Genomic DNA, 24179 nt, shown 5'->3' with positions numbered 1-24179 from the left:
TCGAAATCTTCCGCTCAATTAGTTACTTTCGCAAATAAATTTTTGCTTATTATGTCAGAATACGAATTAAGCACACAAAAAAGAAAAACAAAGTCTGTATATGTTTCTACAGTCATCAGTATCGCACTGGTACTGTTGGTTACAGGTATGTTGGGATTGCTCTTGGTGCATGCTAAAAATCTTTCAAAATATGTTAAAGAAAACATTGTCCTGAATGTTATTGTCAATGATGGCACCAGCGAAGGCGATGTACTTTCATTACAAAAAGATCTTGAAAGGGATCCTTATGTTCTCCGCACGGAGTATATCAGCAAGGAATTAGCGGCAAAAAACCTAAAAGAAGATCTAGGCGAGGATTTTGTTCAATACCTTGGTCACAATCCACTGCTACCATCGTTGGATGTCTATATGAAAGAAAATTATGCGAATACGGATAGTATTAAAACCTTCATTGACAAGATTTCCAGAAACAATAAGATAAAGGAGGTGGTCTATCAGGAATCGTTGATCGATATGCTCAATAAAAACGTCCGCATCATTGGAATCATTGTATTGGCATTTGCCGTGATCTTATTGATCATTGCAGTAGCCTTAATCAACAATACGATCCGTTTAGCAATTTACTCTCAGCGTTTCCTAATCAAAAGCATGCAACTGATTGGTGCAACCAAGAATTTTATCCGTAAGCCTTTTATCACTTACGGTATCATCCATGGTTTACTGGGTTCGTTGATTGCAATTTTACTATTGATCTTAACCCTCAAATTTGCACAGCAACAGATACCTGAACTTGTGTTTCTACGCGACTGGTTTGAATTTGCAGTCATCTTTTTGGGTGTGATTCTCATTGGCATCCTCATTTCCGGACTTAGCACCTATTTTGCAGTAACAAAATATTTAAAAGCTCAATCTAACGATTTATATAGATAAAAATGGCTCAACTAAAGAAATCTACTGAATCTGTCAATAAAAGTTCCTTTGTGTTCTCCAAGATAAATTACCAACTTTTCATAGCAAGTTTGGTTATCGTGGTCATTGGTTTTGCATTGATGTCAGGCGAAACTGACATTTATAGCTTTACCAAGATCACCATAGCTCCTATTGTTGTCGTTATCGGATTTGCAATAGGTTTTGTGGCAATTCTGTATCGTCCCAAAACAAATAAAACTGAAGAATAATCTTAATTCAAACAGATGTCTATTATTGAAGCTATTATCCTCGCCATAATCGAAGGATTAACGGAGTTTTTGCCTGTCTCCTCCACAGGACACATGATTATCGCTACCGCCCTCATGGGAATTCAGCCCTCAGCGTTTGTCAAATTGTTTACCATTGTTATTCAGTTAGGAACGATACTATCGGTTCTCGTTTTATATTATAAACGTTTTTTCAAAACGCTCTCATTTTATTACAAACTGGTCATAGCTGCCATACCGGCCTCCATTTTAGGCTTATTGTTCAATGATTATATTGATGCCCTTTTGGAGAGTCCATTAATGGTTGCCGTTATGTTGGTGATCGGTGGTGTGGTGTTACTTTTTGTGGACAAATGGTTTAATAAACCCACTGTTGAAGATTCGGATAATGTATCCTACAAGCAAGCCTTTATGATCGGTGTTTACCAATGTTTAGCCTTGATTCCGGGCACATCAAGATCTGCCAGTACAATCATTGGCGGGATGGCCGAAAAATTGACCCGTAAGGCTGCTGCTGAATTTTCGTTTTTCTTAGCCCTTCCCATGATGTTTGGGGCTTCAGTTGTTAAACTATTAAAGTTCTTTAAAGAGGGCAATACGTTTACAGGTGAGGAAATCAACCTGCTCGTCATTGGCAACCTGATCGGTTTTGTGGTAGCAATTATTGCGATCAAATCTTTTATTGGCTTTTTAACCAAATATGGGTTTAAGGCTTTTGGCTGGTATCGGATCGTGGTCGGGCTAATTATCTTGGTCCTTCTGCTTTCAGGACATAGTTTACAAATTATCTAAAATTTTTTTCATGGAAAACATAGAGGTGGGTGACGGTCCAGCAAAGTTCAATTTTGCTGAAGGTGAGATGTTGTTGATAGATAAACCTTTAACATGGACGAGTTTTGATGTTGTTGGTAAAGTCAGGAACTCCCTGAAACCGTTAAAATTAAAGGTAGGTCATGCAGGAACTTTAGACCCCTTAGCAACGGGATTATTGATTGTGTGTACGGGTAAATTAACCAAGAAGATTGACAGCTACCAGGCTGAAGATAAAGAATACACCGGTACGATCACCTTGGGTGGCACCACCCCTTCATATGATCTCGAAACAGCCATTGAGGAGGTATTCCCCATCGAGCATATCACAGAACAAATGATCTTCGAGGCCGCAAAAACTTTTGAAGGTGACATACAGCAGTTCCCACCGGCACATTCGGCGATTAAAATCAATGGTGAACGTGTTTACGAAAAAGCACGCCGTGGTGAAGATGTAGAAATTAAATCCCGACAGGTCCGTATCAATAGCTTTGCTATTGAAAAGATAGAACTTCCGCATGTATATTTCCGGATTTCCTGCTCCAAAGGAACATATATCCGATCATTGGCCCATGACTTTGGCAAAGTATTGCACAGCGGATCACACTTAAGTTCTTTGCGACGCACCAAAAGTGGTGATTATAAGGTCGAAAATGCATGGAATCTTGAGCAGCTTATCGCTGAAATAAAACGTCATAAAGAAATCATTAAATAATCTTGTCGGTCCATTTTATTGATTCTTTATCTTATTTTTGCAAAAAATCCTATAAATGAAAATCTACAGAAGTTTAGAAGATTTCTCCCCCGTTGAAAATGCAGTTGTTACCATCGGTACTTTCGATGGTGTCCATATCGGTCATCAAAAAATATTAGCCCATTTAAAAGAAGCGGCACAGAAAATTAAAGGTGAGACTATATTACTCACCTTTTTTCCTCATCCCCGGTTAATCATCAATCCGGATGATGACAGTTTGCGGCTGATCAATGATATTGAAGAAAAAGTAAATCAATTGAGCAAAGTAGGGATAGACCACCTGATCATCATTCCTTTCTCACGCGATTTTTCCAACCAATCTCCAGAAGAATATATTAGCAATGTACTTGTAGGTAAATTGGGCACAAAGAAAATAGTGATTGGATACGACCATCATTTCGGCAAAGACCGCAAAGGTTCATTGGGGGATTTAGAGCAATTTGCTTCTATATTTGATTACAGTGTCGATGAGATTCCAGAGCAGGATATCAATGATATCGCTGTTTCCTCAACCCGCGTGCGTGAAGCACTTATAAAAGGGGATATCAAAACGGCTAATCTCTATCTGGGCTATCCTTTCGAATTAACAGGCACTGTTATCCGTGGCGATCAGATCGGCAGGACAATTGGATTTCCAACCGCAAATCTTCAAGTACATGAACCACATAAATTAATACCTGCTTATGGTATTTATGCCGTGGAGGTCTATATATACAACCATATCCAAAATATCACCACAGGTGAATATCGTGAAGAAAATCCTGTATCTATCGCAAAAGGCATGGGCTATATTGGCACACGCCCCACTGTAGATGGTATGAATAGGGCTATTGAAATCAGTCTATTTGATTTTGATCAAGATATTTATGGTAAAACACTCCGGGTCAAATTTCTTCATTTCATCCGTCACGACGAACGATTTGATTCCTTGGAGGAAATGAAAGCTCAAATCAAGGCTGATGAAACAGCTATCCGGAATCTTATCGGCTAAATTTTTCAGGACAACTTTGCTGGAAAGGTATAAAAAACTGCCCCTATAAAGAAAATACCCCAAAGAAATATTCGCTTCCTTGGGGTATTTTTTTAATTATTGCGACCGATTGATCACACTAAAAGTGCTTCTATGCCAAGTCGGTAACTATCCAAACCAAAACCGCAGATCACACCTTTACAGTTTTTTGCAAGAAAGGAATGATGGCGAAAATCCTCACGCTGGTGAACATTGCTGATATGTATTTCGATCACCGGGGTGTTGACAGCTGCAATAGCATCGCCTAGTGCTACCGATGTATGTGTATAGGCGCCCGCATTCATCACAATCCCATCGTAGTCAAATCCGACCTCATGAATCTTATCAATCAATGCTCCTTCCGAATTGCTCTGGAAATATTCGAGTTGAACTGACGAAAACCGTTGCTTCAATTCCTCAAAATAACTCAAGAAGTCTTGGCTGCCATAGATTGATTTTTCTCTTATTCCCAGCAAATTCAAATTAGGACCATTTAATACAAGGATTTTTTTCATTTGTATTTAATTTGTTTATTCATATATGTTCCTACAACTATCTAGTAAGTAATGGATATTCAGCGTTTAAGGCTTCCCTCATTTTCCAGTGACATTATCCTGGGCGGCCAATCCTTATCAGCTGGGATGCTCTGCTCGTTACCTAGATCCTATCCTATAAATCGTTGTAAATCGCCCTGAAGCTTGAACGAAGTCCGAACGAAATCACACCTGATTTCGTGACAACAGGTTTTTCGTATTGTGCTTTGGCATAACGTTGGGTATACCCTAATTCCACACGAAGATTATATTTCGGATTGAGCACATAGGCAGCTTTTGCGTCAGCATAATAGATATTGTTCTTTATCCCCTGTCCGATATGATTTCCATATAAATTAGGAATGGTGGTATAGGGCTGAAAAATATTGCCGCCCATATTACTGCCGTCAGGTAGATCCAGGCCATTCTGCGTATACATCCCCTGTACAGAAAAATCCCAGCGGTCCCAAGCATAATTGACAAGACCAACAAGCTCCCTGAAATTAGCTCCTTTTGGGTGCGCCAATGGCTCTGCATTGTTGCTGTAATTTGAATAGGATTTAAAGTGCTGATAAGTATAAGGACGAGCCGTATTATATTCCGCTAAGAAATTCAGGTTTTTAACACCAAACATGTCGTATCCTCTGACTCCCAGTTGTGCACCCCATTTATTATGAGCATATCCATTTCCAGCAAAAAATTCTTTAGATGTAAATTCCCCCAGCAAAAACTGACCATAAACCGTTAGGTGGTAAGGCAATTTATACTTTGAGGTCAACCCCAAAAACATTTTATCCGGTGAAGTACGGTTGTTGCTTTCCACAGGACGTATAAAGATGATTGGGCTCAGATAACTAAAATCAAACCCTCTTTTGCCTGCGTCATCCTGTGCTGCCCAGACGACGGACTGGAAAAACCCAAGTGATAATTTATTGGTCACATTCCAATCCAGATATTGAAAGGCACCCCATTTCTTCCCATCACCTAAACGTGAATTATTTTGGCCCTCCATAGGATAAATACCAGTCAAATCCTGTCTTGGGTGCGTCGGATCGTTCATGTAGGCCCAAATGGAGGTATACTGCACATTTCCGATTGTTCCCGTTAATTTCAGATGGGCATAATTGGATGAAAAATCAGAAAGCAGCATCGAACGGTAACCATCTCCAATAAAGTTTTTATCGTAGGCCAAGGTTGCCTGAATATACTTATGTGCATCGTAGGTCATGCTCGCAGTGGCATACATCCAGTCCATTTTATTGTTAGACTGAAATTTTGTATTGCCCTGTCCGGGAACTACTTTATTTGCAACTATATAGTCATCCAGATATTTAGGAAACACAGCTTGGCTCTCAAATGCAGAGGTGTGAAAAGTAAATTTATCGCCCACAGTCAAACCAGCCTGGAAGCCTCTACTGTTCATCCATGTCTTGCGCTTATCTCCCTGCATGTCCTTTCCGATATAAAGATCCGGTAAAAAGTCAGCATAAAATGTATAATCATCCTTTTCAACCTGAATGAGATGTTCATTGAAAATCTTACGCATAAACCAGTTTGAAGAGGACACTGGCCTATTGGATTGGATTGAATCAAATTTGGTCAACAATAAAGAATCCTTGATGACAAACGGCTTAGCCGAAGTATGCATTCTCGTATCCGGAGAGTAGACCACATCATTCATTTTTTGGTAAAAATGATACGAATAGGGTTGGCTCTTGATTTGCCCAAAGCCTGTAAGCGAGACACCTACCCCGATGCCTGCCAGCACAACTCGAAGTAAATTATTTTTTTTTGATATATTAAGCCCCATAAAATTATTTCAAAGATTATTTTTTCTAGCAAAATGTATTCCTAACTGCAAATTAACCGAATAAAAATGACTTTATTAACATCTTCAGTCAATTTTATAATGCTAAATCGTATTTGCTGTTCCTTATATTCAAAAATATTTATATCTTGCATTTTAATAAATAACCCTATATAACAAAATAACGGTCCTTAAACCCATGAAACGCAGAACATTTATCCAAAACGCAACCTTGTTAACGGCAGGAGCGCTCACAAGCAAATTTTCTTTTGCTCAGGAACATTCTTTTCCTACAGTACGTACCCCCAAGGAGAAAAGGCTTTTTTCCAGTAAAGTAATCGAAGATGCTATTGTAGAATTTCAGAAAAATGTAAAAGACAAGGAACTGGCCTGGTTATTTAACAATTGTTTTCCAAATACGCTGGATACAACCGTATTTCCGTATGTGCAGAATGGCCGAAATTACACCTATGTGATCACGGGTGATATAGATGCCATGTGGCTAAGGGACAGTAGCGCCCAGGTGTGGCCCTATTTACCTTTTATGAAGAAAGACAAAAAATTGCAGGACCTGATTGTCGGCTTAATACAGAAGCAAAGCAAATGTATCAATATTGATCCTTATGCAAATGCATTTTACAACGACCCTACCAAAAAAGGAGAATGGTTTAGTGATCATACCGATATGAAGCCTGGCATACACGAAAGGAAATGGGAAATCGACTCACTATGTTATCCTATCCGACTGGCTTACCATTATTGGAAAGAAACAGGCGACAGCAGTCCTTTTAACGAAGAGTGGCTCGAAGCTCAGCACAAAATCTACCAAACATTTGTAGAGCAGCAACGTAAAGATAATCTAGGTCCTTATAAATTTGAACGAACCACATCAAGGGGCTCTGACACGCTACAGGTCGATGGATATGGCTACCCAGTCAATCCGGTAGGCCTAATTTGTTCCAGTTTTAGACCTTCGGATGATTCCACTATTTTTTCATTTTTGATCCCTTCTAATTTGTTTGCCATTGTCAGTCTCAGACAATCCGCTGAAATACTCAGGAAAGTTAAAAATGAGCAAGCTCTTGCCACAAAAATGGAATCACTCGCTGCCGAAGTGGAAACTGCCGTAAATACATATGGAATCATAGATCATCCCAATTTGGGAAAAATATATGCTTTTGAAGTCGATGGTTTTTCAAGTCATTTAATGATGGATGATGCCAATATACCGAGTTTATTGGCCCTTCCCTATTTAGGCGCTGTCGATGTAAATGATGAAATCTATCAACGTACCCGCAAATTTGTTCTATCTGAAAAAAATCCTTTTTTCTTCAAAGGGACCGCAGCAGAGGGTATCGGTGGCCCACATATCGGCCGTGATATGATTTGGCCAATGTCGATCATTATGCGTGCCCAAACTTCGTCAAATGATGAGGAAATTCGTCATTGCATCAAAATGTTGATCAAAACGCATGGTGAGACAGGATTCATGCATGAATCTTTCCATAAAAATGATCCAAAAAAATTCACAAGACATTGGTTCGCATGGACTAATACATTATTTGGCGAATTAATTTGGAAAATATACAAAGAGAAACCATCTTTGCTTCAATAACAACCGAATCTTATAACGCGATGTTATAAGTACGGTAACTTATAACATTGCGCTATGGATAATATATCGACTTCAGGTCCTATTGGTATTTTCGACTCTGGTTATGGTGGGCTTTCCGTATTTAAAGAGATCCAGCAACTGCTTCCACAATATGATTATATTTATCTAGGCGACAATGCACGCGTGCCTTATGGCACCAGATCTTTCGAAACTGTTTATAATTACACCAAACAATGTGTTTTTAAACTATTTGATTTGGGCTGCAATCTTGTCATCCTGGCTTGTAATACGGCTTCTGCAAAAGCCTTGAGAACAATTCAACAAAATGACCTTCCTCCTGGGAAAAAAGTGCTGGGTGTCATTAGGCCAACGACCGAAATCATCCATAATTATACTGAAACAAAAAAAATCGGTATTCTCGCAACGACAGGAACAGTAAATTCTGAATCTTATAAGATTGAAATACAGAAATTCCATCCAGAAATTGAGGTGTTTCAGCACGACTGCCCATTTTGGGTGCCATTGGTAGAAAATAATGAAATCAATACAGAAGGTGCTCATTATTTTGTGGAGAAAGATATCCAGGAATTGCTCAAACAGTCCGATGAGATTGATACAATTGTATTAGCCTGTACACATTACCCCCTCCTGCTTCCTGTGATTGAAAAATACGTACCAAACCATATTCGCATCATTTCGCAGGGCCCAATTGTCGCAAAAAGCTTAAAAGAATATCTCAATAGGCATGTTGAAATAGAAAACTCTTGTTCCAAAAAAGGACTATTGGCTTTCTATACAACAGACGATCCAAGGGACTTTGAAAATAAAGCAAAAATATTTTTTGGTAAGCCTGTTGATGCGAGTCACATCAGTGTTTAAAATCGTAAAAGCAATAATTCTTAAAACTTTTGCTACTTTCCTTTCGTTATTGTAGGTAAAGGAGGGCAACATGAAAAAGAATTTTATAACCATAGCATATAATCCAGATACACAGCACTGTGAATCAAAGGAGTTTTCAAGTATTCAGGAAAGCTCCGATTATTTCAAGACTTTTGAAACTTCTGCACAGCCAAATTATATCCCAGTATGCATCTATAATTTAAACACGAATACTGTATTAGATGTCAGTGATTATTATGTAAATAAGGATAAAGAACTTCAGCAAATTCTCAACCATTGCCTGGAGGGAAAATAACCTCTTGCCTTATTTTTTCAGTTTTCTATTTAATATATTATAGTAAATTTATTACATTCGATAAAATGACATCTCGTTATTTTTTAATATCTTCAAACTGACAACCAGACTAAACAAGTCATTAACAATGAAAACCAAACTGACACTAAGCCTTATAGCAATATCGTTAGGATTGACAGCATGCAATTCTAACCAGGCGAACTCAAATTCTAGTTCAGACAGTACTGCCAGCACAGCTCCGGATACGACAAGTTATCCACCAGTGGAAACACAGAAACCAAATTCGGATTACAAGCCAGCCTTTAATGGGCAGACTCGAATAGCTGGCGCAAAAACCAGCACTGCTTATGAAGGTAAAGTAATAGCCGAAGGATTAAAATCCCCATGGGGAATTGTTTCGTTACCTGACGGTAGGTTTTTAATTACTGAAAAAGAAGGCGATTTACGCATTGCCGGTACAGATGGAAAATTAAGTGAGCCTATCAAGGGGCTACCAGCAGTAAATAGTAGCGGCCAAGGTGGATTGCTTGGACTGAAGCTGGATCCAGATTTTGAGTCCAACCGTATGGTTTATTGGGTATTTTCGGACAATACACCTTCGGGCACTTTAACGGCTGTTGCAAAAGGTAAGCTTTCGGCAGATGAAAAATCAATTGAGGATGCTAAGGTCATTTATCAAGCAACACCAGCACATAAAGGTAACCTGCATTATGGTGGACGTATCGTTTTTGACAAAGAGGGAAATATTATCTTTAGTACCGGGGAACGCTCGGATTTAGAAACAAGACCTTTGGCGCAGGATTTAAATGCAGCTTTGGGAAAAATCTTACGTATTACCAAAGATGGGCAGCCTGCCCCGGGAAATCCATTTATAGGCCAATCAAATGTGCGTCCTGAAATTTACAGTTATGGACATCGTAACCCACAGGGGCTAGCGTTACACCCTGAAACAGGAGATTTATGGGAAACGGAATTTGGTCCACGTGGCGGGGATGAATTGAATAGAATCCAGGCCGGTAAAAACTATGGTTGGCCAACCATCACCTATGGCATAGAATACAAAGGTGATCGGGTTGGTGAGGGCATACAACAAAAGGAAGGCCTGGAACAGCCTGTTTATTATTGGGACCCCGTGTTATCGCCAAGTGGAATCACCTTTTATACCGGCCAAAATATTCCTGAATGGAAAAACAACCTGTTCATCTGTGGACTGAGTAGCACCCATATTGCCCGGATTATCTTAAAAGATAACAAAGTAGTTGGCGAAGAACGCTTGCTCGGCAATGAGGGACAGCGGTTTAGGGATATCACACAAGGAAAAGATGGCGCACTGTATGCGATAACTGATATCGGAAAACTCTATAAAATAGATAAAAAATAAACATTAAAAAAGTAGCTCCAACATTGGAGCTACTTTTTTAATGTCAGATAACCTCAATGTATCTCATTTCAAAGTAATACCATAAAGCAAACCTGATAGGTAAAGGAGTTTGGCTTGATTGTTGATCTATAACTCCTGTATCAACAAATTAATATATGGTAAAAAAAGAAAAAATGAAAAAATTATTAGCAATCAATCCCTTATCATTCTATATGACCAACTGGGGATTTGTCAACAACACCAACCCAAAAAGAACGCGCAAAAACTGCCAGACTTCCCCCAAGAATTAAGCGTTCTTACATTAAAACATTTCACTAAATTTTTTAAAAATCATCTGCTGATATCCTCCATACGGATATTAAGTAAGAGATTTATTCTTTTGCTTATTCCGTAACAGAGGGTATCCATTACGCAAAATACAAGGCCAATAGAATCACGATGATGATACATGCGATCATAATGTATTTATTCCGCTGGCTATTTTTCTCTCCTTCATCACTTTTATAGTGATAATCACGTTTGTTCGGCAAATTCATAAGTCTGTTTTTAATTAAAGATGAAGTTACGGACTTTTTTCCATATTATTCATGATGGTAAGGTTCTCCTTTCATGATGGAAAATGCGCGATAAAGCTGCTCGATAAAAAATAAACGGATCATCTGGTGCGAGAATGTCATCTTTGACAATGACATTTTTGAATGTGCACGGTCGTAAATCTTTTGATCAAAACCATATGGACCACCGATAATGAACACCATATGCTGTACGCTATTAACCATCATTTTTTCTAAATAGGCTGAAAAATCCAATGAACGGAATTCCTTTCCGAATTCATCCAATAGGATCACCAGATCTTGAGGCTGCAATTGTTTTAGGATCAAAATAGCCTCCTTATCCTTTTGCTGATCTTCCGACAGGTTTTTACTATTTTTGATATCCGGGATTACCAGCATATTGAAATTCACATAAAACTTTAATCTTTTGATATATTTTTCGATTCCTTCAATCAAGTATTTATCATCAGTTTTTCCAATACAAAGTAGTGTTATTTTCATCAGTACATGTTTTATTTAACATCTATCCATCTTCTATTAAGGTATTTATCTCAACTGGGGATGATCAAGCCGCTACAACGACCTCTCCCTTTGGCTCAGCCATTCCCCAAGAAACAAAGTTCTCATTTTATTTAATATATAAGTAAATAAAAAACCGCAAAACAATAAACAAATTTATTCGTTTAGTTATAAACATTTATTTTTGCTACATACGCAAACCACAACTTTTTAATATGAAAAAAATAAAATCTATCTTTCTAATTGCCTTAAGTTTAATCAGCTACCGAAGCTTCAGCCAGGAAGCTCCTACCGAAACTCCAATCGACAGCACGAAAACATGGACTATTAAAGGTGAAAACACTTTCTTAATCAACCAAAGTTCATTTTCCAATTGGGCTGCAGGGGGTGTTAATTCATTTTCAGGAAATCTAACCCTCAATTACGATTTCAATTATAAAAAAGATAAATGGTCCTGGGACAACAAAGTTTTGGCAGCCTATGGTCTCACGTTTCAAAAAGAATCGGATTGGCGCAAAAACGATGATAGATTGGTACTGAACAGTTTATTAGGTCATCAAGCATCTCAGTATTGGTTATATACTTTTTTCCTGAACTTTAATACCCAATTTGCAGATGGTTATGACTATACCCAAACACCTAAAGAACGTATTTCAAGATTTCTTGCCCCAGCATACCTGAGTTTCGGACCGGGTTTTGCCTATAAAAAGTCAGACAACTTGAGATTTAACTTATCCCCTGCTGCATTAAGATTTGTCTTTGTCAGCGATACCCTCCTTTCGACACGATATGGCGTGGACCCAGGCAAAAAAGTACGAACTGAGTTTGGAGCTTCTTTCGACGCCTACTACAAAGTCAATTTGATGGAGAACGTATCTTTTGAAAATATCCTGAAATTATATTCAAATTACCTGGAAAAACCGCAGAATATTGATATCGACTACACCGCTAATCTTTTCATGAAGGTAAATAGGTTCATTACAGTCAATGCGGGTGTACAAATGGTGTACGATGACAACACGGCTATTCCAATCATTGAAGAGGGTAAAGAGATTGGAAAAAGAAATTCTGCCCTTCAGATCAGACAGATTGTTGGTGCTGGGGTAACTTATAAGTTCTAATTACTTCTGTTGTCCCCTTGCTTATGGTATAAAGCAACATCACTTAACCTGTAAACTTTAAACAGAAAAAAAGCCGAAATATGATTTCGGCTTTTTTTCTATACTGAATTTTATAATATTTGATTAGAAAGGTGCGTCATCTGGCATATCGTTCATCCGAGATGGCATAGTTATGCCACCACTAAAACCAGCTCCGCCAAAATCATCTGCAAAATTCGGTGAAGGGTTTAAAGCTGAAGCAGAAAACGTGGCTGGTGCATCGCCAAAGCCGTCACCGCCTCCCATCCCGGAGAATTCATCTTCCAGATCGACAAATTTCACAAATTTACCAACGAAACGTAACGGAACAATCCCCGTTTCACCATTACGGTGCTTCGCAATAATAACCTCACCTACTCCCGCTGTTGGACGGCCTTCCTCATCTTCTGTTAAACCATAGTATTCTGGTCGGTACAAGAAAAGAACCATATCCGCATCCTGCTCAATTGAACCTGACTCCCGCAGATCGGATAGCATGGGTCGTTTACTGTTACCTGGGCGTGATTCTACCGCACGACTCAACTGCGACAGGGCCAATACGGGTATATTCAATTCCTTGGCCACTGACTTCAAAGCACGGGAAATACTACCGATCTCTTGTTCACGGTTTCCTCCGCCTTTGCCTTCTGCTTTACCGTGCATCAATTGCAGGTAATCGACAATCACCATCTGGATATCATATTGTGCTTTCAACCGCCTACATTTGGCCCTAAATTCAAAAACGTTTAATGCTGGTGTATCATCTATGATGATTGGAGCTTCCGTCAATCGGCCAATACGCGAATGCAACTGTTGCCACTCATGGTCCGCAAGGTTGCCTTTCTTTAACTTTTCCTGCTCGATCTCTGTTTCTCCTGCAATAAGACGATTCACAAGCTGTACCGAGGACATCTCCAAGGAGAATACCGCTACAGCCTTGCTATGGTCTACCGCAGCATTACGTGCAACGGATAATACGAAGGCTGTTTTCCCCATGGCAGGACGGGCCGCAATAATCACAAGATCTGAAGGTTGCCATCCGGATGTCATACGATCCAAAGCAGTCAGCCCTGACGGGACCCCTGTTAAACCATCTGTTCGGTCACGCAACATCTCCAGATTGGAAATTGCTTCACGCATAATATCGTCCATCTTCCTGGAATCTCTTCTCAAGTTGTTCTGCGCAATGTCAAACAAACTCTTCTCGGCGTGATCCAACAGATCAAAGATGTCTGAGGTCTCATCATATGAACTATTAATAATCTCTGTCGAAACTTTGATCAATTCCCGTTGAATATATTTCTGGGAAATAATACGTGCATGATATTCAATGTTGGCTGCCGATACTACCCGATCTGTTAATTGCGTAATATAATAGGCACCACCGACCATTTCTAATGCACCCATCCGTCTGAGTTCTGATGTAACAGTCAGAATATCAATTGGTGATGTTTTTTGAAATAGACCAAAAATAGCTTCAAAAATTTTCTGATGGGACTCTTTATAAAAAGATTCAGGTTTTAAAATATCGATAATTTCACTCAGCGCATTTTTCTCCAGCATCAATGCCCCCAAAACAGCCTCTTCAAGATCCACTGCCTGTGGCGGTAATTTACCTAAACCACTGACCAAATTGTTTAATTTGGTACGGCGTTCCCCATAATTACCCCGTTTATTGTTCTCCGTATTGCTCGCTTCAAAATTGCTTTCGTTCATCATGATATTATATCAGAAATATAATTTTCCCGCCTTAAATTTAAGATGGGATAACAAATGTATAAAAAATAAAATTCACCACCATGCTGAATTACAAACAGCATAATCTGGCGATCTTTACATAACAATCAAAACGCTTTGATGAGCACGGGTTTACAGAAATAATTTTCAACACATAATGTTGAAAACATGTTGAAAATAAAAAACGACACCTAAAAATCAACGGGTTAAAAAATGTGGATAACTTATTTCAATGTGAATAATATCATTTAACAAAAATAGTGGAGCGCTGTATTTTGTTTTTTACGGCCTTATTACTTTTAACCTGTGTGAAGGAAGACGTCCGCAACACGATACTGGTTCGATTTTATGTAGAAAACAAATCCATCGTTTAAGCAAAAAAAATACGCTTATATTGTATATTTGTAGAATGACGCACGATTCATCAACATTGAAACCCTATAAAGACACCAATGACGGTAAGAAAAAGCAAGTCGCGGATATGTTTAACAATATCTCCCATTCATACGATTTCTTAAACCATTTTATGTCTTTGGGGATTGATATTATATGGCGAAAAAAGGCTATTAATGCCTTAAAATCCATCAAACCGCAGCTCATGTTGGATGTAGCAACAGGAACCGGCGATTTTGCCCTGGAGTCCATAAAAATATTAAATCCAAAAAAAATAATTGGTGTCGATATTTCTCAGGGTATGCTTGATGTAGCCAAAAAGAAAATAGCGAACAAAGGTCTGGAGCACCAATTTGAGGTTCAATTGGGTGATTCTGAAAGGCTTCAATTTGATGATAACACTTTTGATGCGGTTACTGTTGCCTTCGGAGTTCGTAATTTTGAAAATTTAGAAAAAGGTCTGTCGGATATCCATCGGGTTTTAAAGCCAGGAGGAAAAGCAATTATTCTGGAATTTTCGAACCCTAAAAAGTTCCCGATAAAACAGCTCTATAATTTTTATTTCAAATATGTTACTCCAACCATTGGAAAGTTTTTCTCAAAAGATTCCAGTGCATATGAATATTTACCAGAATCAGTTGCCCAGTTTCCAGATGGACAGAAATTTGTAGCCATCAATAAGAAGGCTGGATTTGAGGAAACCATTGTAAGGCCACAGACCTTCGGTATCTGTACCATTTATATCGCTACCAAATAAAGCGCGAGCATGGTCTCCGACGGGCAATTGTTGCCAAAGGCAGAGCTTTCAATCCATATATTCAATGTAACAACATATGACAAAGACAGTTTTCATCACAGGAGCAAGTTCAGGAATAGGCCAAGCCTGTGCCGAAGTATTGGCAAAAGAAGGTTATAACCTTTTACTGTGTGCCCGTAGGTTAAATCGGCTAGATGCACTAAAAGACAAATTGATCAGCACCTACCCCAGTATTAAAATTCATACTTTTGAGTTAGATGTAAGAGATGCAGAACAAGTTCAGCAACAAATCGAAGGCTTGCCCCAAGAATGGAAAAAAATTCATATATTAATAAATAATGCAGGGTTAAGTCAGGGATTGGACCCCGTTCAGGATGGCGATATTGGGGATTGGGACAGAATGATCGACACCAATGTCAAAGGCCTGTTGTATGTCAGCAAAATGGTCATTCCGTTAATGGACACTGACAATGGTGCTCATATCGTCAATCTAGGCTCTATTGCAGGAAAAGAAGTATATCCTAATGGGAATGTCTATTGCGCAACGAAACATGCTGTAGATGCCCTAACAAAAGCGATGCGCATTGACTTACTATCCAAGGGTATCAAAGTGACTTCCATTGATCCGGGAATGGTTGAAACTGAATTTTCAGAAGTCCGTTTTCATGGGGATAAAGAAAGGGCAAAAAATGTCTATGCTGGGGTACAACCTTTAACTGGAACAGACATTGCCGAAACCATCCTTTTTGTCATTACAAGACCTGCGCATGTCAATATCAACGACTTATTAATCATGCCAACAGCTCAGGCCACAGGTACGATTGTCAATCGAAAATAATTAAATATCATGTCATTAGAAACACAAATAAATCAAGACATTAAAGCAGCAATGATTGCTAAAGATACGGCAAAACTGCGTGGACTGCGCGCTATCAAAGCTGCGATTCTTTTAGCAAAAACAGAAAAAGGCCATACCGAAGACCTTAACCAAGAGGCCGAGATAAAAGTTTTACAAAAATTGGTAAAACAACGCCGTGAATCTGCTGAAATTTATAAAACACAAAACCGGGAGGACCTTTACGAAATTGAAGTTGAAGAAGAGAAGGTCATCGAAGCCTATTTGCCCAAGCAATTGAGCCGGGATGAGGTTGAGTCTATTATTAAAGTCATCATTGCCGAAACAGGAGCTTCCTCCATTAAGGATATGGGAAAAGTGATGGGCGCAGCAAATCAAAAATTGGCTGGACAAGCAGACGGAAAGACAATTTCTGAAGTCGTAAAAAGCCTATTGGGATAATTTTAATTGGGATCAGATGGATCAAGGGCCAATTTAAATGAGCACTTGATCCACTTGATTCTTATCTGTTAGCATGATGGATTATCAGTGGAATCTTAAGAAGTTTGACGAACTTACCAATATAGAGCTCTATCGTATTTTAAAATTACGAACTGAGGTGTTTGTCTTGGAACAAGAATGTTTATATCCTGAATTAGACGATAAAGATTATGCCTGTCTCCACCTCTGGGCGCAACAGCAAGGAGAAATTGTTGCTTATACACGCTTAGTTCCACCGGGGCTCTCCTATCCTGAGCCATCCATAGGACGGGTCATTGTTGTAAAAGAAGCTCGGGGCACTGGCATCAGTCAACTGCTGATGTATAAGTCTATCGAAACTATTTTCGCACAATTTGGGCCAAATGATATTCAGATTGGGGCTCAATTTCACCTAAAATCCTTTTATGAAAAACTAGGGTTTGCGCAAAAATCTGAACCTTATCCAGACTATGGAATTCTTCACATCGATATGATCAAATCCACTCTTAAATAGACAATACGCATGAATAGCACCGTTATTATAACCGCGGCATTACTAGGAGCTTTGGCAATTCTACTTGGCGCTTTTGGCGCACATGCTTTCAAAAAAATCCTCTCAACAGAGAAATTAGCATCTTTTGAAGTAGGTGTTCGATATCAAATGTATGCAGCTCTTACGCTCTTAGTCATCGGTTTTAATTTTTCTTTTGAATATCAATCTGAACAAGTTATCTACTATCTCATCACTTCAGGAACGCTATTGTTTTCAGGCAGTATTTATTTTCTTTCATTTGCTGAGTATTGGAAGAAAAACCTCAAATTTCTTGGCCCAATCACTCCTTTGGGTGGTCTGCTGATGATCGCAGGTTGGGTTGCAATTATCATTCGCTTTTTATAACTTTGGTATAGATATGGCAATGATGTCTGCCCTTAACCGCTTTAGTAAGCTGATGACGTCTACTTTTTTATAAAAGACAACAAATTTTATATATAGGTAGACTTATGGTTTTTAAAGAATCAAATCAACGCAATTTTCCTTTTTTAATTAAATGGCTGATCACTTGTAGTGCAGTAGGCTTTATTGTCGGGTCTATTTGTGCATTTTTTTTATTCTCCCTCAACTGGGTAACACAGTATCGCGAAGCACAGCAATGGATCATATATGGACTTCCTGTTGCCGGTTTAATTATCGCGCTATCGTATAAATATTGGGGCAATCCTTCCAGCAAAGGTAATAACCTCCTCATCGAAGAATACCTTCACCCCCAACGCCGGATTCCATTTGTCATGGCTCCCCTTGTTCTATTCGGCACTTTACTAACGCATCTATTTGGCGGGTCGGCAGGTCGTGAAGGCACGGCTGTACAAATAGGCGGAGCCATTTCGGATCAGTTCAACCGTTGGTTTGACTTTAATAAAACAGAACGCCGCATCCTGATTTCCATTGGTATTACTGCTGGTTTTGCGGCCGTTTTTGGTACACCGCTCGCAGGGACCATCTTTGGACTTGAAGTTCTTCTGATAGGCAAAAAAAGATATTTCGGGATCCTCCCCTGTCTTTTTACAGCTTATATCGCAAATTTCAGCTGTCAATTGTGGAATATTCCACATACGCATTACCCTATCCATGACATCATCCCACCTGTATCTCTCACCAATATAACACTTAGCTTGGCGGCCGGTATCCTTTTTGGTATCACCGCATGGTTATTCACATGTGCCGGGGACTTCTTTAGTGCCCAGTTTAAAAAAATAAATTCTTCCCTGCTGAGGCCTGTTATAGGTGGGGTCATCATTGTTGTAATTGTTAGCCTGCTCCTGAAAAACACGAAATACATTGGCTTGGGTATCCCAATGATCCAGGATGCATTTATCAACCCGGCAAATTATTACGATTTTATGATCAAACTGTTGTTAACGACATTTACGCTTTCAGCCGGATTTAAAGGTGGAGAAGTCACCCCCCTGTTTTTTATCGGTGCAACACTTGGCAGTGCATTAAGTGGCATTATCCCTTTGCCCATTGGCCTATTGGCTGCCATGGGTTTTGTCGCCGTATTTTCCGGTGCAACCAATACACCTTTGGCCTGCATTGTGATGGGCTATGAACTCTTTGGCTGGCAACCTATCCCATTTATTGGGATTGCCTGTATAGCCGCATTTTTATGCTCAGGAAAGAAAGGCATCTATATCGCCCAAAAAGGAGGAATAAAAGAAAAATTGTACCGACGCTTAAACATATAGATACTACATTTGTTTCAAAAAGCGTAAAGGCAGTTCATATCTTTAAGTTCTTTTATCACATGGCTATTTCCCTGAAGAAATCACTACAACAATTTTCCCTGTAAAAAGAATGCTGCTACGGTAAAATAAATGATCAGTCCGGAAACGTCCACCAATGTTGCTACGAAAGGAGCTGATGCCGTGGCTGGATCCAATCCAAATCGGCGTAGAATAAAAGGAATAAATGACCCCGATAAAGTCCCCCAAAGTACGATAAACAACAAGGAGACTGCGACTGTAAGACCTATGGCTATCCAATAGGGACCATAGTCATATAAGCCTAGAAAATGCCAAGCAAATATGCGCAAGAAGCCAATCGCGCCTAATATTCCGCCCAGAATCAATCCGGAAGAAACCTCCCTTTTCATGACATACCACCAATCTTTAAGTTTCAGTTCGCCCAAAGCCATGGCGCGTATAATTAGCGATGCTGCTTGAGAACCTGAATTTCCACCACTAGAAATAATCAAAGGCACAAACAGCGCCAGCACAACAGCCTTTTCCAATTCGCCTTCAAAGAATCCCATCGCTGAAGCTGTCAGCATTTCACTGAAGAACAAAATGATAAGCCAGCCTGCCCGCTTCTGGATCAATTGGAGCAAAGGTGTTTTCGTATAGGCCAGATCCAATTCTTCCATCCCCCCGAATCGTTGTATATCCTCCGTATCACGATCCTCAATCCTATCCAGCACATCATCAAATGTCACTATCCCGACCAGCACCCCCGCATCTGTAACAATGGGCAAAGCACTTCGGTCGTATTTTTGAAAAATTTCGAAAGCTTCTTCCATCGGTGTTGAAGCTTTGATTGCTGCAAAATTGTAATCAATAAGATCTGCGATCTCAGTTGAGCCATCCGCCAAGAGCAATTGGCCGATTTTCAAGTCATCGATCAGCACATTCTTCTCATCGACCACATAAATAAAATTAAGCGTTTCAGCCTTCCTACCAAATACTTTAATATGCCTAAATACATCATCCACGGTATAATAAGGACGTACCTGAACATACATTGGCGTCATGAGCCTGGCAATACTATCCTCGTTATAGCCAATTAATTCCAAAGCCATTTGCTTCTCCCGCTCATTCAGCAGATTAATCAAGTATTTGATCAGATCATCAGGCAATTCTGAAAGCAGTTCATTTCGAGTATCCGGTTTTAAATTATTCAGCAGTTCAGACAGCTCCTGCTCGGTCATTGACTTAATCAACGTATATTGGACATCAACTTCTAAAAACGAAAAGATCTCTAACCTATCCGTTAAAGGATAGGTCATAAAATTTGAATGGTGCTCACCCTTATTTAGTCGCGATATTTCTTCCGCAATATCGGCTGGGTGCAGTGCTGATTTTTTTTCCATTGGAAGAGATTTTAATGGATTTAGCGCAAAAGTAGCGTATTTTGTATGATTTTCAACAATCTACAAAAGTATTTTTTAGGAAAGAAAGACTTTAATAAACATAATAAAGGCTAGCGACCGCATGAATCCCCTTTAAGGTACAATAAAGAGCTAAATTTTACAATATCTTAAAAATTTATTAATCCCGGGTTAAGCTCCTCCGCTTCCAGATTAGGTCTGAATAAACGAGCGGTCAAACGCCCTTCCAATCGCACTTCACCGTGGCAAACCTTTAGCCAGCTTCCTTCTCGCAATCCGATGACGGGCTGTGCATTAAACTGATGAAACTCCTGAATACGGGTTTCTCGGGTTTCTCCTTTATGTGTGGAACCTAAATCTGGATCCAAATAATGTGGATTAATATTAAAAGGTAGCAAGCCCAACGCCTCGAAACTTGGTGGATAAACAATGGGCATATCATTTGTTGTACCAATAGTCAATCCCGTCAGATTTGCACCAGCAGACGTGCCTACATAGGGAACTCCTTTTGCTACCTGAGCCCGCAACTGCTGGATTAAATCGAGCTCATATAAAGTTTTCAATAACAAGAATGTGTTTCCCCCACCCACAAAAATTGCTTTTGCCTCTTGAATTGCCTTTTTCTTATCGGAGAATTCGTGCAATCCCCTCACTTGAATATTTTTATCAGCCAAAGCACCTTTTACTTTGGCAGTATAGTCATCAAAAGATATTCCTGAGGGCCGGGCAAAAGGGACAAACAAAAGCTCGTCTGCTTGAATAAATTTCACAAAGTCATCCTTAATATAGGCAAGGAATTCACTACCATAAATTGTACTTGTACTGACAACCAATAAATTATGCAGGGGATTAATAACCATAACTTGCTTCTTAAAATAAAAAATATACCTTTTACTTCGTTCTTAACAAAGTCAAAGGTACATTTTTGGTCCTGATTCTTTACTTTTTATCCACAGACTTTTTTTCTGTGCCCAATCTTTTATTTTCTTGCAGCGCCCGATGTAAAAGATATTCTATCTGTCCATTAACACTTCTAAACTCATCTGCTGCCCATTTTTCCAAAGCTTTGTACATTTGGTCGTCCAGACGCAGCATAAAGTTCTTCTTATCTGCCATTTTATTAAGTTTATTGATACAAAGTACCGGTATTTACGATTGGGGTTGCTGCTTTCTCTCCACAAAGTACCACCATAAGATTGCTCACCATAGCCGCTTTCTTCTCATTATCCAATTCAACGATATCTTTTTCGGACAATTTATTTAGCGCCATTTCAACCATTCCAACAGCACCGTCAACTATTTTGGCACGCGCAGCAACAATCGCTGCGGCTTGTTGTCTTTGAAGCATGGCTCCCGCAATCTCAGAAGCGTAAGCTAGATGACTGATCCTGGCTTCCTTAATAATAACTCCTGCTGGGGCCAAGCGCTCTGATAATTCCTTTTCAAGAATATGATTGACTGTATCACCACCTTCCCGCAGGGTTATCTCAGCACCTTCATCTTCCAGATTATCGTACGGGAAACTCCCGGCCAGATGGCGCACAGCAGCTTCACTTTGGGTACGCACATAGGAAGTATAATTACTAACGTCATAAGCAGCCTTATAAGTATCCCCTACCTGCCAGACAATAACGGCACCGATCTCAATAGGATTCCCCATTTTATCATTTACTTTTAAAGTCTGTCCTTGTAAGTTATCCGAACGTAAACTAATTTTAATCGTAGAGTATAAAGGGTTGACAAAAAACAAACCGTTCTCCTTCACTGTGCCTACGTACTTACCAAAAAAGTTCAGTACCCGTGAATGATTGGGATTAATAATCATCAAACCTTTCAAAATGAAAAAAGTGAGGATCATTAGGATAATGCCCAGTACGACATAAAGAGAGCTCTCTTCCACATGGACAAATGAAAATATGGCCGCTATAAAAGATACTACAGCAATCAATAAGGCTAAATAGCCTGACATTGGTTTAATTAATTTTTCCATAATTTATTAATATATATTTGATATCATTTTAATATCATAAATATATAAATAAATTAGCACAAATTTCAAAGAAAAAATGAAATGTTTATTTTTGGTTATGCTCAAAAAATCCTTTCCCCCATTGATAAGCACATCAACTCACACGCTTATACTCGGTTCATTACCGGGCGATAAATCATTGGCGCAACAAGAATATTATGCACATCCCCAAAATCGATTTTGGAAAATCATTAAGCACCTGTGTCAGGCACCTGAGGTTACACAATATACCGACAAGGTAAGCCTTTTACACAGGAATGGAATCGGCCTTTGGGATGTTTGCGCTGAAGCTTCCCGTCCAGGGAGTATGGATTTAGCCATAAAAGATGAAAGCCCTAACCGGATTACAGAACTTCTGGAGGAATACCCTTCCATTACGAAAGTCATTTTTAATGGTCAAAAAGCACACAATTTATATCTGAAGCATTTTATGAAAAAGAAAGGTGTCAGGTATTTGTGTCTCCCCAGCACAAGCCCTGCCAATGCAAAAACCAACCTCGAGAATCTGATTGAACAATGGCGTATTATTATAAGTAATTAAAATACGTAAATAGGGTTCATTAATTCAACGCTATTGCGTATTTTTGCCCTAAGATGTCAGATTTAAAATACAATCAACGAGGCGTATCCGCAGGAAAAGAGGATGTGCACAATGCGATAAAAAATATCGACAAGGGTCTGTTTCCCAAAGCGTTTTGTAAGATTATCCCCGATATTTTGGGTGGCGATCAAGAATGGTGCAACATTATGCACGCAGATGGTGCTGGAACCAAGTCTTCCTTAGCTTATGTATATTGGAAGGAAACCGGTGATATTTCGGTTTGGAAAGGTATAGCACAAGATGCGATCATAATGAATATTGATGACCTCCTTTGTGTTGGGGCAACCGATAATATTCTTCTGTCATCTACTATTGGAAGAAATAAGAACCTTATTCCCGGAGAAGTCATTGCGGAAATCATCAATGGTACAGAAGAGATATTGTCTGAGCTCCGTGAATTAGGCATTGGCATCTATTCTACTGGTGGTGAAACTGCTGATGTCGGGGATTTAGTCCGTACGATCATCGTTGACAGTACTGTAACTTGCCGAATGAAGCGTGAAGAAGTAATTTCAAACCACCGTATCAAAGGAGGTAATGTCATCGTTGGTTTGGCATCCAATGGAAAAGCGAACTATGAAAAAGAATACAATGGTGGAATGGGCTCCAATGGACTAACTTCGGCGCGCCATGATGTATTTAATAAAAAAGTGGCCGAGAAGTATCCAGAAGCATATGATCCTGCAGTACCTTATGAACTTGTTTTTGCTGGAAGCCAACATTTAACCAATGACATTCAGGTTGAAACTGGTGAGAAGATAACAGCCGGCAAACTTGTGCTTTCACCTACTCGCACTTATGCGCCAATTATCAAAAAAATATTGGACAAGTACCGGTCGCAAATTGATGGGATGGTCCATTGTTCAGGGGGAGCACAAACAAAAGTATTACACTTCGTAGACAATGTACATGTCATTAAGGACAATCTTTTTCCAATCCCTCCGCTCTTTGCGCTGATACAAAAAGAGTCCAATACAGACTGGAAAGAAATGTACAAGGTATTTAATATGGGGCATCGCATGGAACTATATGTTCCTGAAGCCATCGCCGCAGACATTATTGCAATAGCGGAATCATTTGGAGTTCCGGCCCAGATTATTGGCCGTGTAGAAGAATCTGCGTCCAAAAAGGTAACTATAAATTCTCCTTATGGAGAGTTTGTCTACGAATAAA

Annotated in this window: 27 protein-coding genes and 1 riboswitch; of the genes, 18 read left to right on the top strand and 9 right to left on the bottom strand. The window is 39.3% G+C overall.

What is annotated here, in order from left to right; all coding sequences use genetic code 11:
* The first annotated feature begins 51 nt into the window (after positions 1-51).
* From HX021_RS01345 to HX021_RS01325, 5 genes are read left to right on the top strand one after another with little or no spacing between them, the layout of a single operon-like run.
* Positions 52-930, top strand: a complete 879-nt coding sequence (locus HX021_RS01345) for a cell division protein FtsX (RefSeq protein ID WP_286587725.1) — start codon at positions 52-54, stop codon at positions 928-930.
* Positions 931-932: 2 nt separating this feature from the next.
* On the top strand, positions 933-1178 hold the full coding sequence (locus tag HX021_RS01340) for a DUF3098 domain-containing protein (RefSeq protein WP_286587723.1): 246 nt from the start codon (positions 933-935) through the stop codon (positions 1176-1178).
* A 15-nt stretch (positions 1179-1193) separates the two neighbouring features.
* Positions 1194-1988, top strand: coding sequence for an undecaprenyl-diphosphate phosphatase (locus HX021_RS01335; protein WP_286587721.1), 795 nt, complete (start codon positions 1194-1196; stop codon positions 1986-1988).
* Positions 1989-1998: 10 nt separating this feature from the next.
* Complete coding sequence (truB, locus tag HX021_RS01330) at positions 1999-2721, top strand: tRNA pseudouridine(55) synthase TruB (RefSeq protein ID WP_286587720.1); 723 nt, start codon at positions 1999-2001, stop codon at positions 2719-2721.
* A 55-nt stretch (positions 2722-2776) separates the two neighbouring features.
* Positions 2777-3751: a bifunctional riboflavin kinase/FAD synthetase gene (locus tag HX021_RS01325; protein ID WP_286587718.1), complete on the top strand. Its 975-nt coding sequence runs from the start codon at positions 2777-2779 to the stop codon at positions 3749-3751.
* Between the two features lie 113 nt (positions 3752-3864).
* Here HX021_RS01325 and aroQ read toward each other — a convergent pair whose 3' ends face one another.
* Both aroQ and HX021_RS01315 read right to left on the bottom strand, forming a co-directional pair.
* Positions 3865-4284, bottom strand: a complete 420-nt coding sequence (aroQ, locus tag HX021_RS01320; RefSeq protein ID WP_286587716.1) for a type II 3-dehydroquinate dehydratase — start codon at positions 4282-4284, stop codon at positions 3865-3867.
* Between the two features lie 154 nt (positions 4285-4438).
* Positions 4439-6112 (bottom strand): gliding motility protein RemB, encoded by a 1674-nt coding sequence (locus tag HX021_RS01315; protein ID WP_286587714.1) that lies wholly within the window; start codon positions 6110-6112, stop codon positions 4439-4441.
* 196 nt (positions 6113-6308) lie between these two features.
* Here HX021_RS01315 and HX021_RS01310 point away from each other — a divergent pair, with 196 nt between their 5' ends.
* The 4 genes from HX021_RS01310 to HX021_RS01295 all read left to right on the top strand — a co-directional run bounded on the left by HX021_RS01310 (position 6309) and on the right by HX021_RS01295 (position 10300).
* A complete protein-coding gene (locus tag HX021_RS01310) occupies positions 6309-7724 on the top strand; it encodes a glycoside hydrolase family 125 protein (RefSeq protein WP_286587713.1) in 1416 nt (471 codons plus the stop codon).
* 54 nt (positions 7725-7778) lie between these two features.
* Positions 7779-8603, top strand: coding sequence for a glutamate racemase (gene murI, locus HX021_RS01305; protein WP_286587711.1), 825 nt, complete (start codon positions 7779-7781; stop codon positions 8601-8603).
* Between the two features lie 70 nt (positions 8604-8673).
* Positions 8674-8919 (top strand): hypothetical protein, encoded by a 246-nt coding sequence (locus HX021_RS01300; protein ID WP_286587709.1) that lies wholly within the window; start codon positions 8674-8676, stop codon positions 8917-8919.
* A 127-nt stretch (positions 8920-9046) separates the two neighbouring features.
* On the top strand, positions 9047-10300 hold the full coding sequence (locus tag HX021_RS01295) for a PQQ-dependent sugar dehydrogenase (RefSeq protein WP_286587708.1): 1254 nt from the start codon (positions 9047-9049) through the stop codon (positions 10298-10300).
* Between the two features lie 407 nt (positions 10301-10707).
* Here the strand turns inward: HX021_RS01295 and HX021_RS01290 are convergent, their stop codons facing one another.
* Entirely contained in the window at positions 10708-10836 is a 129-nt protein-coding gene (locus tag HX021_RS01290; RefSeq protein WP_286587706.1) for a hypothetical protein, read from the bottom strand.
* Positions 10837-10881: 45 nt separating this feature from the next.
* A complete protein-coding gene (rlmH, locus tag HX021_RS01285; protein WP_286587705.1) occupies positions 10882-11355 on the bottom strand; it encodes a 23S rRNA (pseudouridine(1915)-N(3))-methyltransferase RlmH in 474 nt (157 codons plus the stop codon).
* Between the two features lie 233 nt (positions 11356-11588).
* On the opposite strand from rlmH, the gene HX021_RS01280 reads away from it, so the two are divergent.
* A complete protein-coding gene (locus tag HX021_RS01280; RefSeq protein WP_286587703.1) occupies positions 11589-12494 on the top strand; it encodes a DUF3078 domain-containing protein in 906 nt (301 codons plus the stop codon).
* 123 nt (positions 12495-12617) lie between these two features.
* On the opposite strand, the gene dnaB is transcribed toward HX021_RS01280, so the two are convergent.
* Positions 12618-14228 (bottom strand): replicative DNA helicase, encoded by a 1611-nt coding sequence (dnaB, locus tag HX021_RS01275; protein WP_502958991.1) that lies wholly within the window; start codon positions 14226-14228, stop codon positions 12618-12620.
* 430 nt (positions 14229-14658) lie between these two features.
* Here dnaB and ubiE point away from each other — a divergent pair, with 430 nt between their 5' ends.
* From ubiE to HX021_RS01245, 6 genes are all read left to right on the top strand, one after another.
* Entirely contained in the window at positions 14659-15399 is a 741-nt protein-coding gene (ubiE, locus tag HX021_RS01270) for a bifunctional demethylmenaquinone methyltransferase/2-methoxy-6-polyprenyl-1,4-benzoquinol methylase UbiE (protein ID WP_286587699.1), read from the top strand.
* A gap of 76 nt (positions 15400-15475) precedes the next feature.
* Entirely contained in the window at positions 15476-16237 is a 762-nt protein-coding gene (locus tag HX021_RS01265) for an SDR family oxidoreductase (protein WP_286587697.1), read from the top strand.
* 9 nt (positions 16238-16246) lie between these two features.
* On the top strand, positions 16247-16696 hold the full coding sequence (locus HX021_RS01260; RefSeq protein ID WP_286587695.1) for a GatB/YqeY domain-containing protein: 450 nt from the start codon (positions 16247-16249) through the stop codon (positions 16694-16696).
* A gap of 73 nt (positions 16697-16769) precedes the next feature.
* A complete protein-coding gene (locus HX021_RS01255) occupies positions 16770-17228 on the top strand; it encodes a GNAT family N-acetyltransferase (RefSeq protein ID WP_286587694.1) in 459 nt (152 codons plus the stop codon).
* A gap of 9 nt (positions 17229-17237) precedes the next feature.
* A complete protein-coding gene (locus HX021_RS01250) occupies positions 17238-17612 on the top strand; it encodes a DUF423 domain-containing protein (protein ID WP_286587692.1) in 375 nt (124 codons plus the stop codon).
* Positions 17613-17618: 6 nt separating this feature from the next.
* Positions 17619-17681: riboswitch (Fluoride riboswitch) on the top strand.
* A 35-nt stretch (positions 17682-17716) separates the two neighbouring features.
* Positions 17717-18958: a chloride channel protein gene (locus tag HX021_RS01245; protein ID WP_286587691.1), complete on the top strand. Its 1242-nt coding sequence runs from the start codon at positions 17717-17719 to the stop codon at positions 18956-18958.
* 83 nt (positions 18959-19041) lie between these two features.
* On the opposite strand, the gene mgtE is transcribed toward HX021_RS01245, so the two are convergent.
* The 4 genes from mgtE to HX021_RS01225 form a co-directional block, all read right to left on the bottom strand.
* Positions 19042-20358, bottom strand: coding sequence for a magnesium transporter (mgtE, locus tag HX021_RS01240; RefSeq protein ID WP_286587688.1), 1317 nt, complete (start codon positions 20356-20358; stop codon positions 19042-19044).
* 167 nt (positions 20359-20525) lie between these two features.
* Positions 20526-21236 (bottom strand): dipeptidase PepE, encoded by a 711-nt coding sequence (gene pepE / locus HX021_RS01235; protein ID WP_286587687.1) that lies wholly within the window; start codon positions 21234-21236, stop codon positions 20526-20528.
* A gap of 79 nt (positions 21237-21315) precedes the next feature.
* Positions 21316-21492: a type II toxin-antitoxin system antitoxin gene (locus HX021_RS01230; protein WP_286587685.1), complete on the bottom strand. Its 177-nt coding sequence runs from the start codon at positions 21490-21492 to the stop codon at positions 21316-21318.
* A 10-nt stretch (positions 21493-21502) separates the two neighbouring features.
* Positions 21503-22366 carry an SPFH domain-containing protein gene (locus HX021_RS01225; RefSeq protein ID WP_286587683.1) on the bottom strand — a complete coding sequence of 288 codons (864 nt, stop codon included), beginning with the start codon at positions 22364-22366 and terminating at the stop codon, positions 21503-21505.
* Positions 22367-22442: 76 nt separating this feature from the next.
* On the opposite strand from HX021_RS01225, the gene HX021_RS01220 reads away from it, so the two are divergent.
* On the top strand, positions 22443-22946 hold the full coding sequence (locus HX021_RS01220; RefSeq protein WP_286587682.1) for a DNA-deoxyinosine glycosylase: 504 nt from the start codon (positions 22443-22445) through the stop codon (positions 22944-22946).
* Between the two features lie 53 nt (positions 22947-22999).
* Positions 23000-24178: an AIR synthase related protein gene (locus HX021_RS01215; protein WP_286587681.1), complete on the top strand. Its 1179-nt coding sequence runs from the start codon at positions 23000-23002 to the stop codon at positions 24176-24178.
* Position 24179 lies beyond the last annotated feature (1 nt).

Origin of the sequence: Sphingobacterium sp. N143 (assembly GCF_030325625.1) — a bacterium.
Classification (GTDB): Bacteria; Bacteroidota; Bacteroidia; order Sphingobacteriales; family Sphingobacteriaceae; genus Sphingobacterium.
Note: the sequence above shows the minus strand (reverse complement) of the source record. Positions and strands in the feature narration are given on the sequence as shown.